Source organism: Bacillus sp. 3G2, from assembly GCF_044324725.1.
Classification (GTDB): Bacteria; Bacillota; Bacilli; order Bacillales; family Bacillaceae_G; genus Bacillus_A; species Bacillus_A mobilis.
In genome coordinates this window covers 549,320-566,837 of sequence record NZ_CP172246.1, presented here as the reverse complement: position 1 = coordinate 566,837, position 17,518 = coordinate 549,320, and the positions used below count along the sequence as shown (strand labels likewise).

General features: G+C 34.4%; 9 protein-coding genes and 1 pseudogene. 1 reads left to right on the top strand and 9 read right to left on the bottom strand.

The annotated features are described in order from the left end of the window. Positions 1–57: 57 nt before the first annotated feature. The 5 genes and pseudogenes from ACHZK0_RS02890 to colA all read right to left on the bottom strand — a co-directional run bounded on the left by ACHZK0_RS02890 (position 58) and on the right by colA (position 7,558). The gene (locus ACHZK0_RS02890) at positions 58–918 is read right to left on the bottom strand and encodes a methyl-accepting chemotaxis protein (protein ID WP_371399490.1); all 861 of its coding nucleotides are present in this window, start codon (positions 916–918) and stop codon (positions 58–60) included. A gap of 129 nt (positions 919–1,047) precedes the next feature. Next, positions 1,048–2,034, bottom strand: a pseudogene (locus ACHZK0_RS02885) (cache and HAMP domain-containing protein); the annotation flags it as partial. Positions 2,035–2,279: 245 nt separating this feature from the next. Then, on the bottom strand, positions 2,280–3,854 hold the full coding sequence (locus ACHZK0_RS02880; RefSeq protein ID WP_000155003.1) for a flotillin family protein: 1,575 nt from the start codon (positions 3,852–3,854) through the stop codon (positions 2,280–2,282). A gap of 12 nt (positions 3,855–3,866) precedes the next feature. Beyond that, a complete protein-coding gene (locus ACHZK0_RS02875) occupies positions 3,867–4,415 on the bottom strand; it encodes an NfeD family protein (RefSeq protein ID WP_001173143.1) in 549 nt (182 codons plus the stop codon). A 245-nt stretch (positions 4,416–4,660) separates the two neighbouring features. Then, entirely contained in the window at positions 4,661–7,558 is a 2,898-nt protein-coding gene (colA, locus tag ACHZK0_RS02870) for a collagenase ColA (RefSeq protein ID WP_395761124.1), read from the bottom strand. A 246-nt stretch (positions 7,559–7,804) separates the two neighbouring features. On the opposite strand from colA, the gene opuD reads away from it, so the two are divergent. After that, positions 7,805–9,355, top strand: coding sequence for a glycine betaine transporter OpuD (gene opuD, locus ACHZK0_RS02865; protein ID WP_395761123.1), 1,551 nt, complete (start codon positions 7,805–7,807; stop codon positions 9,353–9,355). Positions 9,356–9,448: 93 nt separating this feature from the next. Here the strand turns inward: opuD and ACHZK0_RS02860 are convergent, their stop codons facing one another. The 4 genes from ACHZK0_RS02860 to ACHZK0_RS02845 all read right to left on the bottom strand — a co-directional run bounded on the left by ACHZK0_RS02860 (position 9,449) and on the right by ACHZK0_RS02845 (position 17,430). Next, positions 9,449–10,315, bottom strand: coding sequence for a GNAT family N-acetyltransferase (locus ACHZK0_RS02860; RefSeq protein ID WP_395761122.1), 867 nt, complete (start codon positions 10,313–10,315; stop codon positions 9,449–9,451). Positions 10,316–10,470: 155 nt separating this feature from the next. After that, entirely contained in the window at positions 10,471–13,782 is a 3,312-nt protein-coding gene (locus tag ACHZK0_RS02855) for a leucine-rich repeat domain-containing protein (RefSeq protein WP_395761121.1), read from the bottom strand. A gap of 130 nt (positions 13,783–13,912) precedes the next feature. Further along, complete coding sequence (yhbH, locus tag ACHZK0_RS02850) at positions 13,913–15,088, bottom strand: sporulation protein YhbH (RefSeq protein WP_063263516.1); 1,176 nt, start codon at positions 15,086–15,088, stop codon at positions 13,913–13,915. A 446-nt stretch (positions 15,089–15,534) separates the two neighbouring features. After that, the gene (locus ACHZK0_RS02845) at positions 15,535–17,430 is read right to left on the bottom strand and encodes a PrkA family serine protein kinase (protein ID WP_000353281.1); all 1,896 of its coding nucleotides are present in this window, start codon (positions 17,428–17,430) and stop codon (positions 15,535–15,537) included. Positions 17,431–17,518: the final 88 nt, after the last annotated feature.

The following is a 17,518-nucleotide window of genomic DNA, read 5'->3' as shown; positions in this document are numbered from 1 at the left end:
AGCGGGATAAAAAAAGAAACGAAGTACAATTACTACCTCGTTTCTTAACATTTTTTATTACACTTTAAATTTCCCGATCATCTCTTGTAATTCTTCTGCCATTTGCGATAGATGAACTGCTGCTGCATTGATTTCATCTACTGAAGCTAATTGTTCTTCTGAAGAACCAGCAATATTTTGAACGCTTGCTGCATTTTCTTCAATCGTAGCTGCAATTTCATTAATAGATGCACTAACTTGCTTTGCATCTACTGTCATTTGTTCCGCTACTTCTACCATACTATCAATTTGTACAACTGTATCATCTGTAGACTTCAATATTTCAGCAAAGCTTTGCTTCGTTTCATTTGCAACTACAAGTCCTGATTGTACTTCTGTTCCAACTTGCTTCATAGAACTTACTGTCTCTTTTATGTCAAATTGTATCTCTTTTACTAGTTTTCCAATTTCCGTAGAAGACTGTCCTGATTGTTCTGCTAACTTTCGCACTTCATCTGCTACAATTGCAAATCCTCTTCCTTGCTCTCCAGCTCTCGCAGCCTCAATCGCAGCATTTAATGCTAGTAAATTTGTCTGCTCTGCAATATGTTGAATTACCTCAAGGATTGCTCCAATTTGTTTCGATTTATCATCTAACAACACAATCACTTTATCAGATTGTGAAACAGACTCATGGATTAATTGCATTTGATTCACAGTTTGTTCAACTAACTTCCCACCATCTTCAGCCTTTTTCTTCGTATACATAGATGCTGTGGATACTAATGAAGAACTATCTGCAACACGCTGAATTCCTTCTGTAACTTCTTCTAATAATGTTGCGCCTTCTTCAACTTCTTTCGTTTGTATTTCCGCTCCACTCGATACTTGCTCTATCGCTTGTGTGATTTGTTCCGTCGCTTCACTCGTCTGCTTCATACTAGCTGTTAATTCTTCTGAAGATGCCGCTACATGACTTGCTGAAGTATTTATATTGGAAATGACATTCTGTAATGATGTTGCCATCTCGTTAAAGCTTTCTCCTAGCTGTCCAATTTCATCTTTAGAATGAACTGTAATGGATTCTGTTAAATCGCCTTCACTAATTTTTTTCGATGATATAACAAGTTGTTTTAATGGATTAATAATAGAAGCGATGATGAAGTAAATTAAAATCCCGCCAATTATTAATGAAATACCAATAACAGTTATCGTTTTATAGAAAATAGGTTCAGCTGCTTCAATAATTTCTTTTGAAGGCATAATTCCTGCTATTTTCCATCCAGTTATCTTATTCGTTTTAAAAGTGATATGACGCTCTTCACCATCTAATGTGAAATTAAACTCACCTGTTTCTTGTTTATACAACTCTTTTTCAAGCTTCTCTTCTACCTTATCCCCTGGCTTCATCGTTGGATGTGCTACCACATTTTTATCTTGATCAAAAATTGCTACATATCCACTTTTACCGATATTAACCATCTTTGAAGTGTTTACGATATCATTAATAATTAAATCAATACCGAGAACACCGCTCTTATCCTCATTTTGTTTTGCTATTGTAATAACAATATTTCCTGTCGTTTTTGATTTATATGGAGCTGTAATAATTACTTCTCCACTTTTTTTCGCTGCCTCTTTATACCAATCTCTTTCTGTAGGATTATATCCTTCTGGCATTTGAATAGACGGTGATTGAATAAACTGCCCATTGCTGGTTCCAGTATAGATGGCTTCCAGTTCTGGATGTAACTTATTATATTCTTCTAGTTTATTTTGGATATTTTGTATTTGATCCGCTTGGTAACTTGATTGTGTAAATAACTTCGTAAAATAAACTGCATCTACTTTTTTACTATCCAATTCTTTATTAATTACATTATCCAAAATTTTTATATTGTCTTTCGCCGATTGTGAAATCGTTTCATTAAAATTTGTCTTCGCTTGCTGATAAGACGTCCAACCAATTACAATACTTGGAAGAATCAAAATGATAACAAATGATACAAGTAACTTTGCTTTTAAGCTACTACTCCTTAATTTTCCTTGAAACATGTTTCTACCCCTCCATACCGTTTTAAATGTAATTGCCTTACATTTAATTTCTTTATATAAATCTTACGATTGAAATGTATCAATGTGACTCTCTATATCTTTCTCTATTGAAGAATTGATACATACCTTTTTCATTCTATATAATTTATATAATTAAAACAATATATAAAAATGTATATTATTCGAAATATTATAATTCACAGAAGAACCTCTAGTATCTCACTTACTAGAGGTTCCTCACTTTGCTATTCTTTATCTTTTGCTACTTCTTTTTTCTCATCTTCTACTACAGATACAACGGGTTTATCGTTTGATAATTGTTGTACTGCTCCTTTTCCAGCAAATCCTTCTAATAACTCTTTTAAGTCAATGCCAGAAGAAGCTTTTAATGTTTCTTGCATCGTTGCCATTAAATCAGTCGCATAACCTGCAACTTTTCCGGCACCGCTATTTTTACCACCGCCGCCTGTATCGACAACTGTAATTTTATCAATGTTGCTAAGTGGGCTTGCAACTTCCTTCGCATAACTTGGAAGCATGTTAAGAACCATATCCATAATTGCCGCTTGGCCATATAACTCAAATGCCTCTGCAATTTTTTGTTTCGCTTCTGCTTCTGCTAAACCTTTTAACCTAATAACATCTGCTTCCGCTGTACCTTGTGCTTTTTGTACTTCTGCTTTTGCTTGACCTTGCGCTTTTTCGATTTCCGCTTTCGCTAAACCTTCTACACGTACTTCTTCTGCACGAGCTCTCGCTTCAGCTTCAATCTTATATTGATCCGCATCTGCCTTTTTAATTTGTTTTACTTTCTCTGCTTCCGCTGATTGCTCAACAGCATAGCGATCTGCATCTGCTTTTTTCTTTACTTCTGCATCGTATTGCTTTTCACGACGCGCAATCTCTTTTTCTTCTAATTCAATTTGTTTCTCACGCTCAATGATTTTAACGCGCATCTGCTCTTCTGTAACACCTTGTTGCGCTTTCGCTTGTTGTAATTCGTAAGAAAGATCCGCATCTGCGCGAGCTTGTTCTTGCTCTCTCTTATAAGATTGTACTTTTAACTCTTTATGTTTTTCAGCTTCAGCGATTTGGGCATCACGTTGGTATTCAGCTTCTTTCGCTTCTTTCTCAGCACGAGCTTTTTCAATACGAGCTTCTTTTTCACGCTCTGCATTCGCAATTGTTGCATCACGCTTAACTGTCGCAATTTGCGGCTGACCAAGTGCATCTAAGTAACCGTTCTTATCCATGATTTCTTTAATTGTAAAGGAAACGATGCGAAGACCCATTTTCTTTAAATCTGTAGAAGCTACTTCATGCACCTTCTGAGCAAATTGCTCTCTATTACTATACGCATCTTCTACTGTCATAGAAGATAAGATAGCACGTAGATGCCCTTCTAAAACCTCTTTTGCTTCTATTTTCAATTCTTCTGTTTCTTTTCCTAAATATTGTTCAGCTGCTGTAGAAACTTCTTCAATGGTAGATCCTACTTTAATAATAGAAACACCGTTTACTGTAATCGGTACCCCTTGTTTCGTATACGTATCACGTGTTCCCACTTCTAATTTGTAGTTTAATAGACTTAAAGGCTCTGCTCTTTGCATAATTGGAACTACGAAAGTACCGCCACCACGAATAATCTTAATCTTCTTTCCATCATCAGTGGTAACTACATTTTTCCCGCCACCAAGCCAGTTTCCAGTAACAATTAATGCTTCATCTGGTCCAACTGTTCGATACTTTGTAATGAATACTAAAATGAGTAGAATTAAAATTGCGAGTAATACTCCACCGATAATTAATGGAATCGTCATGTAAATTCCCCCTTATAATTTTGGTTTCTTTAAAGAATAAGCGATGTTCTGTACAAGCAAAACACCATCTTGGACTCCCTCGATAATAACTTCAGTTCCTTGTGAAATATCTTTCTTCCCAACTGTTTTAGCTAGGATTGCATTGTTTCCAAACTGAGAGGAAATTAATACTTCACCAAATCCTTCTGTAGGAATAGTCGTAATGACCTCTCCCTTACAACCAATGAATTCATCCATACGCTGCACAGTGTTTTGTTCTGCTTCTGCGATTGGCTTTAAAATTAATATTTTCATTATGAAAACACCAATAAAAGATATAGCAAATGCAGCCCCGAAAATAAGAATACTATTAAAGGAAAATAAATATTCTCCTATATAACTAAGTCCACATAACATGGCGAAAAAACTAAGTAATAAAGTAACAACGGATACAGATCCGCCTCCAAAACTAAATATGGATTCAAATATATCTCCAAAAAAGATATAAATAACAGTGAGTATAGTAGCAATAATAAATCCGTATAAATAAATTGTTTCAAGTGGATAACCAAACAAAGCCATTTCTTATCCCCCTCTCTTAAACAATCCTTTTTTGTTATGTGTATGCCCCACCTCTTTCAAAGATTATTGTTCTTAATTTTCAGTTATTTACTTTTTAAAGAAAAGCCTGTAAGATAGGCCTCTAAAAAAGAACAGGAGAAACCTATTGTGACAGGCTCCTCCTAGTAAATAACCGATATATTGTATATCTATATAATATACTATTTTCCACAAAAAGTAAAGTTAAACATACATTGGAAAAGCGCTTATTTTATTGATAATTTGTACGTTCCATCGCTATTATCATATTTATATACATACAAATAATACTTCCCTGGTTTTGCATTAAATTTTGCTTCTATATGATTTCCATTAGCTTGACCGTAAGCTGCATAATTTTGCATGTCTGATTCATGGTGAAGTACCCATGTCATCCCGATTCCATACTCATTTAAAACGGAAATATCGATATCTTTCGCTGATGCTACATTAAATGTATAAACATCAGTGTGATCTCCGCCGATAAGGCTACCTTTTATAGTAGTGTTTAGCCCAATACGATTTGCTTCCTCTGGACGATTATTTGGTTCTGATTCTGTTAAACTTCCATCTTTAATCGTAACAGTTGTTTCGCTTCTGCTCTCTTTACCTTTATCATCTTTTACTCTTAACGATACTTTATAAGTTCCTTCTCTTTCATACGCATGTACTGGATTAACTTCTGCACTTGTGCTTCCATCACCAAATTCCCATAAATAAGAAACGATTTTTCCATCTTCATCATTTGAGCCATCACTTTTAAATCGAATACCTTCTTTTACAAGTCCGTTATAAGGCCCATTTATATTAACTGTTGGGGCTTTATTTTCTCCGTCATCTTTTGCGATACCGTGGAAGACTACATCATATTCAAATTGCTTTGAGCTATTCACACGGTAATTGACGAAGTATGCTGTAATAGTTTTGTAGCCACTCCATTCTTTTTGTGCCAGTTGTTCTAGCGCTTCATTTACTTTCTTACTCATTGCATTCCAATCTTCTGCCTCACCTTTTGTTGCACTACCCGTATACGTACCTTCTAATGTAAATGTATTAAAGAATTGTGAGCTATGTTTTGTCATTTTCCCATCTTTCATAGGCATCGTATCACTAATTTCTTTCTCTACTGCTGTTAGTGATTTCGGTGCATGTTCAGCTAAATAATCATTTGCTACTTCCGGCACATTATATTTATCTTGATTATCAATTAGCTGTTGCATATAATCTTGATACTCTTTATTTAGTTTAGAATCTTTACTTAGCTTTTCACGATATACATCATAATTTTTCACATCATTTGCACGAATTAAATCTTGAATTTTATCAAATGTTTCAAATTGATGTGTATATAAATAAGACTGCAATGCGAATGAGTAATTATAGAAATCCCAAGAACCATATTTAGCAAATAATGTGCGCTCTGCTGTATAACGGCTTGCAGGATCAGATGATAATCCACTAATAATGCTCTTTCTCGGTACTACATTATTTGTACGGGTAGATCCTGCGAAAAATTCTGCATTTCCTTCTTGGAACCAAGTTAATCTTTCATTTTGATACATATCCCCTCTTCCAAATAAACCTGGCACTTCATATCTCCCTTGAAGATAATGAGTAAACTCATGACGGAATAACTCTTCTAAACTATAAATACTTTGCTCTGGCGTACGCTCATATGTAAAGAATGTTCCTGTTTCTTCAATATAAATTCCACCGTTGTTTGTTTCATATCCATACAGTTGTCTATTTAACTGATACTCCTCTGGACTGTTATAAATTACTATCGTTAATACATCATCTGCATTGCCTGGCTCTAACGCTTTGTCATTTCCAATTACACGATGATACTGTGCTTTTACTTCCTTTGCAGCCCAGTATAGTCTCTTAATTTTTTCTTCTGATACTTTATCCCCTGTTTTAAACACAATAGATCCATCATCGAATGTGTACGTTTTTGGTAAGTACTGTTCTTTTCCTTCTTTACGTATTTTCTCTAAATCTACTGTATTCCCGCTATAATCTTTCCCGTTATAATTTGTTGTAATTTGTTCTACTGCAACAAAATATGGCTCACTTAAACGCGGGTACATATGCATTGCTTTTGTAACAACCTCTAATCCTTTATTAGGATTACTATGAAACTTCCCTAAACGACTAGCGAAATAAATTCCATTATTAACGAGCCACTTGTTTTCTGGTGTTACTTCATTTAGAAGAGCGATACGATTTATTTCATTAATAAACCCATCTACTTTCCCATACCACATTGTATCTTTTGCCTCTTTACGAGTTTCAAATAAATAAGATTGCATATCATAATCAATACCCTGCATCATATCGTATACAGCTTGTCCTTTCATACGATCGTCTACATACGTACGAAGATTATCATTGTATTGTTTTAAAATATTAGCTGCGTATTGAACCGTTTCTACATCACTTGAAGCATTGCTGATTAATTTACCGTATGCAGATACGACTGAATCTTGCTCATATGTACCTAGCTTAAAGTTTGGATTTGTTGCGATTGCTTTTAAAGCAGGTAAACATTTATCCTGGAAGCTTCTCTCATTTAAATCGCTTAATTCATTATTGTAAAATGCAAGATAAAAAGCTGAACGTAACACTTCCGTAAACGTTTGAATTCCTTTTGAATCATCTTTCGTAAATGTACTACCTCGATGAGCTAATTCATCTATAATCACTTGCATTTTTCCTTTGTCTTTATAAAAAGCCTTTGCATCTTCATTGAACTGGAATAAGTCTGTAATTTGGTGCCACTTAATACTGCCTAACGTTTCAACTAACTCTTGATCATTCATTTTGTTTAAATCAGCCATTGAATAGCTTTCTTTAACTTGCTTTACTGCCGCTTTGTTCGGAATAGATGCTGGTCGCTGTGAAAAGTCTCCTACTTTTAACCGTTCTTCAAACGATAATGTTTCCTCCGCTTTAGAAACGTGTCCAATCTCATCTACTGGTTTTTCAATTCCAACTGGTTTCGAATGCAATACATTATATGGCACCTTTTCTTCTGCTGATGCATGAGTTTGAATTGCCCCCAGCGATAGAGCCATTGTACTAATGCTAAGCATTACTTTATTAATTTTTGATTTCTTGTTCATATCCTTGCCCCCTATTCAAATATTCCATTCACGAATTTAACATAAAATCTAGATACAACAATATAAAATGCAATATTTCATATTATTTCTTCTTACATTTTGTACATATCGTGAACAAATTCCCTTTTTTCTCCCGAAAGTAATCCGAATCCTTTCACGTAATAAAAAGAGAATTTTTTGACAATTATCCCTTTAATTGTTATGATTAATATAATTGTTAACTTTATTAAACAAGGGTGGGATTCTATGATAAAAAAAGAGAACAGTGTATTTTATATCTCCATCTTGCTAACAACATTATTCATCATATGGGGAATTACCCCGGCAAGTTGGATACAAGGCTATGATTTACAAAGTGTTACATCTTCCTTAAATTCATTTATCCTCAATAAATTTGGATGGTTTTACTCTCTACTTATGACCGCAATGATTATTTTAGCCACTTATTTAGCATTTTCTAAGTACGGTTCTATTCGTCTTGGTAAAGATGGAGAAAAACCAAAGTATAGTTATCCATCTTGGCTATCCATGTTGTTTGGAGCAGGAATGGGAATTGGACTCCTCTTTTATGGGATTGCTGAACCAATTTCACATTTTACAGATCCATTAATCGGAAAAGCAGGTACAGAGGAAAGCGCCAAGCTCGCTATGCAATATTCATTTTTCCACTGGGGTCTCTTTCCATGGTCACTATACGCAATGGTTGCTTTAACAATTGCATATTTCACATTCCGCAAACAAAAAGGTAGCACAATTGGGGCTACAGTTACTCCATTATTTAATCGATCGAAAAATTCTCCTATCGGAAAAACAGTCGATATTTTAGCTGTTTTAGCCACAGTATTCGGTATTGTGCCATCTGTTGGGATTGGTGCTCAACAAATCGCCGGAGGATTAAGCTATTTATTCCCTTCTATTCATAACACTTTACTTACACAGCTCGTACTTATCGCCATCTTCGCTGTTTTATATTTAACAAGCGCACAAACGGGCTTAGATCGTGGGATTAAATATTTGAGTAACTTAAATTTCTCTCTTGCAGGTATATTACTCATCTCCTTTTTACTTTTAGGACCAACTGTATTTATTATGAAATATTTCACATCTACACTCGGTTCTTATATCGGAGCTTTACCTAGTATGGGATTAAATTTAGGAGCATTTAATGAAAAATCTTCTTCTTGGATTGAAAACTGGACTATTTTCTATTGGGGATGGTGGATCTCTTGGTCTCCATTCGTCGGTACATTCATCGCTCGTATTTCTAAAGGACGCACAATAAAAGAATTTATTATTGGAGTTGTATTAGTCCCAACTCTTATATGTACATTTTGGTTTGCAGTATTTGGCGGTACGGCTATCCATATGGAAATGTTCCAATCGCTTGGAATAGCTGATGAAATTGCAAAAAACGGTACAGAGATTGGATTATTTGCTGTTATTTCACACCTACCATTCTCTACATTTTTAACGGTTATCGGGTTAATTTTAGTAGCCACATTTTTCGTTACTTCTGCCGACTCGGCAACGTTTGTTGTTTCAATGCAAACGAGTAACGGAAGCTTATCACCGAAAAATAGTTTAAAACTTATATGGGGATTAACGATCGCGATCATTGCAGCTCTTTTATTACAAGCTGGAGGATTAAATGCACTACAAATTGCAGCTGTAATCGCAGCACTACCATTTTCTATCGTAGTCGTTCTTATGGTTGCTTCGCTCTTTAAAGAGCTGCGAAAAGAAGATGTTAATTCGCAAACGAAAGAAGTTCCGAAAAAAATAAAAAAAGTTATGTAACGATTAGCACCCAAATCCGTTATTACTGAGGGCGGCAAAGTAAATTAAATAAAACCCATTCGTATGAATTATAATCTTCATACGAATGGGTTTTTACTCTATTATATAGTGTTGTAAACATGCTTTCTCCTCAAAACCTACTTTCTTGTACAACTTCATCGCACGATCATTATTCGTATTCAAACATAACTCTATCTCTCTCATCCCGTGGAACGAGAAAATATACTGAATAGCAGCTTGTAATAACCGCTCTCCGACACCTTTTCTTCTACTATTTTCAGCAGTTGCAATAAATTCGATATTCGCTTCTTGAAACTCCGGATTTACTTCAACATATACGTAACCTTCTAACTTATCATTCTTCATACTTACAAATAATTTATTCGTATCACTTAAACGTTCGATAATTTCATTTCCTTCATAATATGTATTAGGAAAAGCATTATTGTGTAAAGAGATAAACTGCTCAAATACTTTTGGTAAGGCTTCTTCTACATTACATATACTACGTTCTTCCACAATACTATGGCTTAAACTGAAAATACTATGTCGATCTTGTTCTTTTGCATATAATTCCTTCATTAAGCGGGTACAATTATTATTTTCTACATGATAAAAACCATAAAACTTTTCAATATGAAAAGGCACCTTTTCGATAAGTTCCTTCCACATATGTAAAGCAACTTCTTCCCAATTCGCTGAAAGAATAAACGGTCCCCAAATCTCTGCACATTTTTTTACTTCATCCACATCAAATCCTAATACACCTATTAAATTATTATTCTCATAAGTAGCAACAAAAGATTGTTCCCATCCTATATCCGAAAAATCATGAATAATTGTCTGCAACAACTCCTCTTTCTCATCTCCACAATAACCAACATGATGAGTAGCATCTTTATTCATATTCGCAATAAATGCTGCCACCTCTTCAATTTTCAAAATAGAACTAACATGCATAGCCTCTCCTCCTTCTCTAATACATTTACACTTTTTCCATTTATATCCTTCAAAAAAAGACATTATCATAAGCATATTTCAAAATGAAATCGCCATAATAATGTCTTCTCAAAAAATCATATAATTATTTTACGTTATAGCAAGATAAAACGTTTTTATTTCTTAAATAATTTCTTTCTAAATACAAACATACTTAATGCTGAAAGAACTAATGCTAGGCCACCAAATAAAGATACATTATTTTCTTTCCCACCTGTTGCTCCTAGTGATTTCTTACTTTCTTCTTTCTTAGTAACAACTGGTTTATTTTCTTTCACACTTTGATTCGCTACTACTTTTTCTGCCACAACTTGATTATTCACGTTTTGTTCTTGAACTACTGCGGATTGATTTACTGCGTCTTTTGAACCTTCAACTCCTGGTGTTGGTTCTTTTGGCTCTTCTTTCGGACTTTCAACTTCTTTTGTTGGTTCTTTTGGCTCTTCTTTCGGAACTTCAACTCCTGGTGTTGGTTCTTTTGGTTCCTCTTTCGGAACTTCAACTCCTGGTGTTGGTTCTTTTACTTCTTCTTTCGGAACTTCAACTCCTGATGTTGGTTCTTTTGGCTCTTCTTTTGGAACTTCAACTCCTGGTGTTGGTTCTTTTGGCTCTTCTTTCGGAACTTCAACTCCTGGTGTTGGTTCTTTTACTTCTTCTTTCGGAACTTCAACTCCTGGTGTTGGTTCTTTTGGCTCTTCTTTCGGAACTTCAACTCCTGGTGTTGGTTCTTTTGGCTCTTCTTTTGGAACTTCAACTCCTGGTGTTGGTTCTTTTACTTCTTCTTTTGGAACTTCAACTCCTGGTGTTGGTTCTTTCGGTTCTTCTTTTGGAACTTCAACTCCTGGTGTTGGTTCTTTCGGTTCTTCTTTCGGTTCTTCTTTCGCTACTATATTTTGCATAACCGTACCACTGAATAATAGAGATAGACCGTGATAATTTCCATTTAAGGAGAATGCATAAACTTTTTCTCCTGGGGTTTTCCATACGACTGTTCCTCTATCGGTCACGATACCGTCTTCACTCTTCAGTTCAATATCTTCGAAGATTTCTCCCTCTAAATCGTAGATAGGAATTTGGATTTCTTGATTCATTTGTCCATCTTCTAAAACAATTTTTTGGTTTTTAATATCAACTGTTATCCATTGAGCCAATTGAATGACCGGTCGTACATCACGAATCTCATTTCCAGCTAATTTTAAGCTAAGTAAATCAAGCATAGAAGATAAAGTAGAGATATCTTTAATCTTATTATCAGATAAATTTAACCACTGTAAGTTTTTCAGGCTAGCTAATGGAGAAATATCTCGTACTTTATTGCCCATCATTTCAAGCTTATTCAATTTGCTAACTTTGCTAATCTCATCTAAATTATTGATTTCATTATTATTTACTAACAATGCATCTAGATTTTCCAATTGATGAATTCCATCCAAAGCAGCATTATCCAGTTTATTATTTGAGAGGTCTAGAGTTTTTAATTTCTGCATCTTAAATAGTTCGGGAACATTTTTTATACCGTTATTGCTAATATTTAATTTTTCAAGATTCTCTAATGAATGAAGTGGTTTAATATCTTCAATTTGATTATAGGACAAATCTACTGACTTCAAATTTCTCAAACCTGAGATAAATTCCACATTTTTCATATTAACATTTTGTAATGTCAATTCTTCCATATTTGTCATTAATTCTAATCCAGAAAAATCTGTTATGCCCTCTTTTTTCCCATCCGTAATTTTCAAAGCCTTAACTGTTAATAAATCTTCTTTCGTTATAGGTGTATTTACATTTTTACGTTCAAAATTATGTTTATTCATGTATTGTCTTAGTTTCATATCTTGAATTACGTTCGAACTCTCTTCTCGTTTTTCAACGATATTTTGTATTATCCTTCCTTGGAACCTTATCTTACTTTCGCCAGTATCCATCTTAAATTCATACGTTTTTTCTCCAAGGCTATTCCATTTTATTGCTCCGTTCATAATACTTCCGCCTTCACTCTTCCACTCAATATTTTGAAGTGCTGTCCCATTTAAATCATATACAGGAATTTTCACTTCTTCATTCATGTAGGCTTCATCTAAAAAGACTTTTTGTCTTTGAGCATCAATCTTAATTCGTTTTCCTAATTCATGAATAGGTCTTATATCACGAATCTCATTTGTCGCAAGTTTTAAATCATATAAATTGTTCAAATTACTAAGTGGTGATACATCCGAAACATAGTTTTCTTCTAAGTTAAGTGATTGTAAGCCAGCTAGTTTAGATAATGATGTAATATCTTTAATATCATTTTTTTGAAGATCAAGTTCCACAATGCCACTCATCTTACTAATTGGTTCAATATTTACAAGCCCATTACTTCCTACCCCTAATGTCCCTAACTTATTCATTTGCTCAATGCCTGTAAGATCAGTAATCTTATTATTACTTACATATAGCTTTCTTAAAGAAGAAACATTATATAAAGGCTTTATATCACTAATTGTATTACCTGATAAGTTAATTGTTCTAACCTTTTTAAGTTGACTCAGTGGAGTAATATCAGCAATTCTATTATTTTGTAGCTCTAATATATCCAGTCTTTCTAAGTTTACAAGCGGCTCAACATTTTCTATTTTATTAAAAGATAGATCAACTACTTTTAAACGTTTTAGCTGTGAAATAGGAGCTATATTTCGTACATCAGACCCTTGTATTATTAGTCTTTCTAGATTTTCCATATACTCTAATCCTTTTAGACTCTCAATTCCTTGACCTGCATATATATTTAACTCTTTAATTTCTTTTAAATCTTCTTCAAATATAGGCTCATTTACATCTTTTCTATTTAATACATTTTTATTAATTACTTGTTGTAATCGTTTATCACGTATGATATTTTGTGTATCTTCAATTTGTTCTTCTTCATCCTCTTCTATATCGCTTTCTACAAATGTACGCATATTTACTTCAAACTGAATTTTGAATTCCTTATCGTACCCTAAAGTGGGAATTAAAATATGCATTTGCATATTATATCTTTTTCCTAACTCACCTACTTCGAATTGTATAACTTTCGTTCCATGTTTTCTTTTATCTTCTGAAAGCACCTTTACATCATGGAAGACACCTGGCTCTTTACTATCTTCGACTTTCAGATAGTCAAAGAAATCACTATCTTTTAATGTTGCTGTAATTATTCTTTTCCCATTTTCAATCGTCAGCTTTGGATCTTTTATATATATAGTTGCATATGACTCTTCATTTGAGTTATCTTTATAAGCCTTAATTACCGCATCAAAAACATGCTTTTTTGAACTTTGTGCAGCCATATTCTCTGTAACAGCAGTAGCCGCTAAGACCGGTGTAGCATAAACCGCAAACGGCAACGATAATGTCGCAGCCACTAACATTGCATTTATATGTTTTCTTTTATTTTTGTTCAACTTTACATCTCCTCCAAAATATATAAATCTAAATGTAATCACATCTCGAATAAATGATAATGATTTTCATTTTCATTGTCAACTAGAAAAATAAAAAGTTTACAAAAAAATAACCCCTTTTTTTAAGGGGTTATGCCATTTTCTCTCCAGATTCTTCTCTAAAGAAGCTCTTCATCGCGTGGAATACATCTGCTTTTTGCTTTAAAATATAATATCTGAAATTCTCATCTTTAATATTTTTATAGGCTGACATGAGGGTACTGTGGCGATTGTATTGGTTCACTTCCCCATATCCAAACATGTTACACTTCTTCATCAACTCTTCAACAAGCTTTACGCATCTAGCGTTATCTGATGTTAAATTATCACCGTCTGAAAAATGGAATGGATAAATATTATAGCGGTCTGGTGAATATTTATTATCGATTAACTCGAGTGCTTTTTTGTATACAGAAGAACAGATTGTTCCGCCACTTTCTCCTTTTGAGAAAAACTCTTCCTCTGTAACGACTTTTGCTTCCGTATGATGGGCAATAAACTCAATATCTACTGTTTCATACTTCGTTCGTAGAAATCTTGTCATCCAGAAAAAGAAGCTACGTGCCATATACTTCTCCCATATTCCCATCGATCCACTCGTATCCATCATCGCTAATACAACTGCTTTTGAATCTGGTTTTAATACTTCATTCCAAGTACGGAACTTTAAATCTTCTTGGTGAATTGGATGGAAGGATGCTTTACCACGCATTGCATTTCGTTTATATGCAGATATCATCGTTCGTTTCTTATCAATATTTCCCCATAATCCAGTTTTTCTAATATCATTAAATTCAACATGTTCAATCCGGTTTTCATCCATTTCTTTTCTCTTTAAATTAGGCAGCTCTAACTCTTTGAAAAACGCTTGCTCTAATTCTAGAATAGAGACTTCAGCTTCATAATAATCTTCTCCTGCCGCATCTCCTGCTCCTTGCCCTTTTCCTGGTCCTTTTTGCTTTTGACCACCTGATCCATCTCTCGCAACGACATCACCAACTTTGCTGTCACCATTTCCTTGCCCAACGTGTTTGTTTTTATCATAATTGTATCTAATCTTATATTCATCTAGAGAACGAATTGGTATTTTTACAACATCCTTGCCATTAGACATAACTATACTTTCCTCTGTTACAAGATCGGGTAAATTATTCTTAATTGCCTCTTGTACTTTTTCTTGATGGCGTTGTTGGTCGTCATATCCTTTGCGATGGAGGGACCAGTTTTCCTGTGAAATCGTATAATTTGGTTGGTTTTCTTCACCCATTTCTTTCCCTCCTTACTGTAATTGTCTTTCTATATGAACAGCAAACTAGAAATTTTATTTTATACTGTGCAAGCAAGAATGAAAGGTAACTGCCCATCGAAATTCATCCCATAAACATATATAACGTTTTTCATATAATACCCCGAGCATTCTAAACAAAATTTTGCCGCTCACATACTAGAAAGAAACATTCAGCCGTTGATAAGAAAGAAACACAATGCATAGTTGCACACATTTACACTTTGCAACATATTGTATTGTGTTGGCTTTTTTCGTATGAATGGTTGGTTACTCTATCATATGCATATTGTAAAAATAATTGACAATAAATTCATGAAATTGCATCTTAATTTATTATATTTGGACAAGGTATGACACTTTACACATATAAATGGATAATAAAACGCTGTCCCGCAAAATACAAGAGACAGCGTTTTGTTATCAAACTATCGGTTTAGCAGGCTACCTACATAGCGTAATAATTCATTCGCAGATGAAGAATTATAGCCGTGCTCATCAATTAAGCGTGCAACAACATCATTGATTTTCTTAAGCTGATTTTCGTCTGGCGTTTTCGTTGATGTTGTAATTTTCACTATATCTTTTAAATCAGCAAATAGTTTTTTCTGAATCGCTTCGCGAAGACGCTCGTGTGAATTATAATCAAAGCGTTTTCCTTTACGCGCATAAGCAGAAATGCGAATTAAAATTTCTTCACGGAATGCTTTCTTAGCATTTTCTGAAATTCCAATTTGCTCTTCAATTGAGCGCATTAGCTTTTCATCTGGACTCATTTCTTCACCTGTTAATGGATCACGTAATTTTGATTTATTGCAATATGCTTCAACGTTGTCTAAGTAATTATCCATAAGTGTCTTCGCTGATTCTTCATATGAATACACGAATGCTTTTTGTACTTCTTTCTTCGCAATTTCATCATATTCTTTTCTCGCTAATGAGATGAAATTCATATAACGCTCTCGATCTTCATTACTAATTGACGGATGCTGATCCAACCCGTCTTTTAGCGATCTAAGTACATCTAATGCGTTAATAGATGGTACCTCTTTTCGAATAATTGTAGAAGAGATCCGGTTAATAACATAACGAGGATCGATACCTTTCATACCTTCATCTTGATATTCACGTTGTAGCTCCTCTACATCAATCGCATTATAACCTTCTACTGTTTCTCCATCATATAAACGCATCTTTTTAATTAAATCAATATCCGGACGCTTCGGATCTTTTAAACGAGTTAAAATCGTAAACATTGCTGCAACGCGAAGTGTGTGCGGTGCAATATGCACATTGGATACATCACTTTCACGAATCATTTTTTCATAAATATGTTCTTCTTCACTCACTCGTAAATTATATGGAACTGGCATTACAATAATTCTTGAGTGCAATGCTTCATTTTTCTTGTTTGCTATGAAAGAACGATACTCCGTTTCATTCGTATGCGCTACAATTAATTCATCTGCTGAAATAAGCGCAAATCTTCCTGCTTTGAAATTCCCTTCTTGCGTAAGCGATAATAAATGCCATAAAAACTTCTCGTCGCATTTTAACATTTCTTGAAATTCCATCATCCCACGGTTTGCCTTATTCAATTCTCCATCGAAGCGATATGCTCGTGGATCTGATTCTGAACCATATTCTGCGATTGTTGAAAAGTCCAGACTACCTGTTAAATCGGCGATATCTTGTGATTTAGGATCAGACGGGCTAAATGTACCAATCCCTGTACGGCGATCTTCTGAGAAGAAAATACGCTCTACAACTACATCCTCAATTCTTGAACCATATTCTTGCTCTAGGCGCATAACGTTTAGTGGTGATAGATTCCCTTCAATTCTAACTCCATACTCATCAAAGAAATCATCACGTAAATGATGCGGAATTAAATGAAGTGGATCTTCATGCATTGGGCAACCTTTAATTGCAAAAATTGCTCCTCGATCTGTTCGAGAATATGTTTCTAATCCTCGTTTCAACATCGTAACTAATGTTGATTTCCCCCCACTAACAGGACCCATTAATAATAAAATACGTTTTCTAACATCTAATCGTTTTGCAGATGGATGAAAATATTCTTCTACAAGACGTTCTAAAGCATCCTCTAATCCAAATAGCTGATTACTAAAGAAGTTATACTTTCTTCTACCATCTACCTCTTCAATTCCAGCATCTTTTATCATATTGTAAATGCGAGAGTGTGCTGTTTGAGCCACCCATGGTCTTTCCTTCACAAGCTCTAAATACTCCGCAAACGTACCTTCCCATTGTAAGCGTTCTTCTGCTTCTCGATGCTGTTCAATTTTTTTTAGAATATCCATTATAGCTCCTCCCCCATCTCCTTGTTCAATCGGATTATTATAAAAGGTATGCTAGGATGTCCTCAAACATTCTTTAAATCAAAATGAA

Coding starts and splice junctions, on each gene's coding strand:
- ACHZK0_RS02890 (WP_371399490.1), bottom strand. CDS start 918: ATGAAGCAGACGAGTGAAGCGACGGAACAAATCACACAAGCGATAGAG.
- ACHZK0_RS02880 (WP_000155003.1), bottom strand. CDS start 3,854: ATGACGATTCCATTAATTATCGGTGGAGTATTACTCGCAATTTTAATT.
- ACHZK0_RS02875 (WP_001173143.1), bottom strand. CDS start 4,415: ATGGCTTTGTTTGGTTATCCACTTGAAACAATTTATTTATACGGATTT.
- colA (WP_395761124.1), bottom strand. CDS start 7,558: ATGAACAAGAAATCAAAAATTAATAAAGTAATGCTTAGCATTAGTACA.
- opuD (WP_395761123.1), top strand. CDS start 7,805: ATGATAAAAAAAGAGAACAGTGTATTTTATATCTCCATCTTGCTAACA.
- ACHZK0_RS02860 (WP_395761122.1), bottom strand. CDS start 10,315: ATGCATGTTAGTTCTATTTTGAAAATTGAAGAGGTGGCAGCATTTATT.
- yhbH (WP_063263516.1), bottom strand. CDS start 15,088: ATGGGTGAAGAAAACCAACCAAATTATACGATTTCACAGGAAAACTGG.
- ACHZK0_RS02845 (WP_000353281.1), bottom strand. CDS start 17,430: ATGGATATTCTAAAAAAAATTGAACAGCATCGAGAAGCAGAAGAACGC.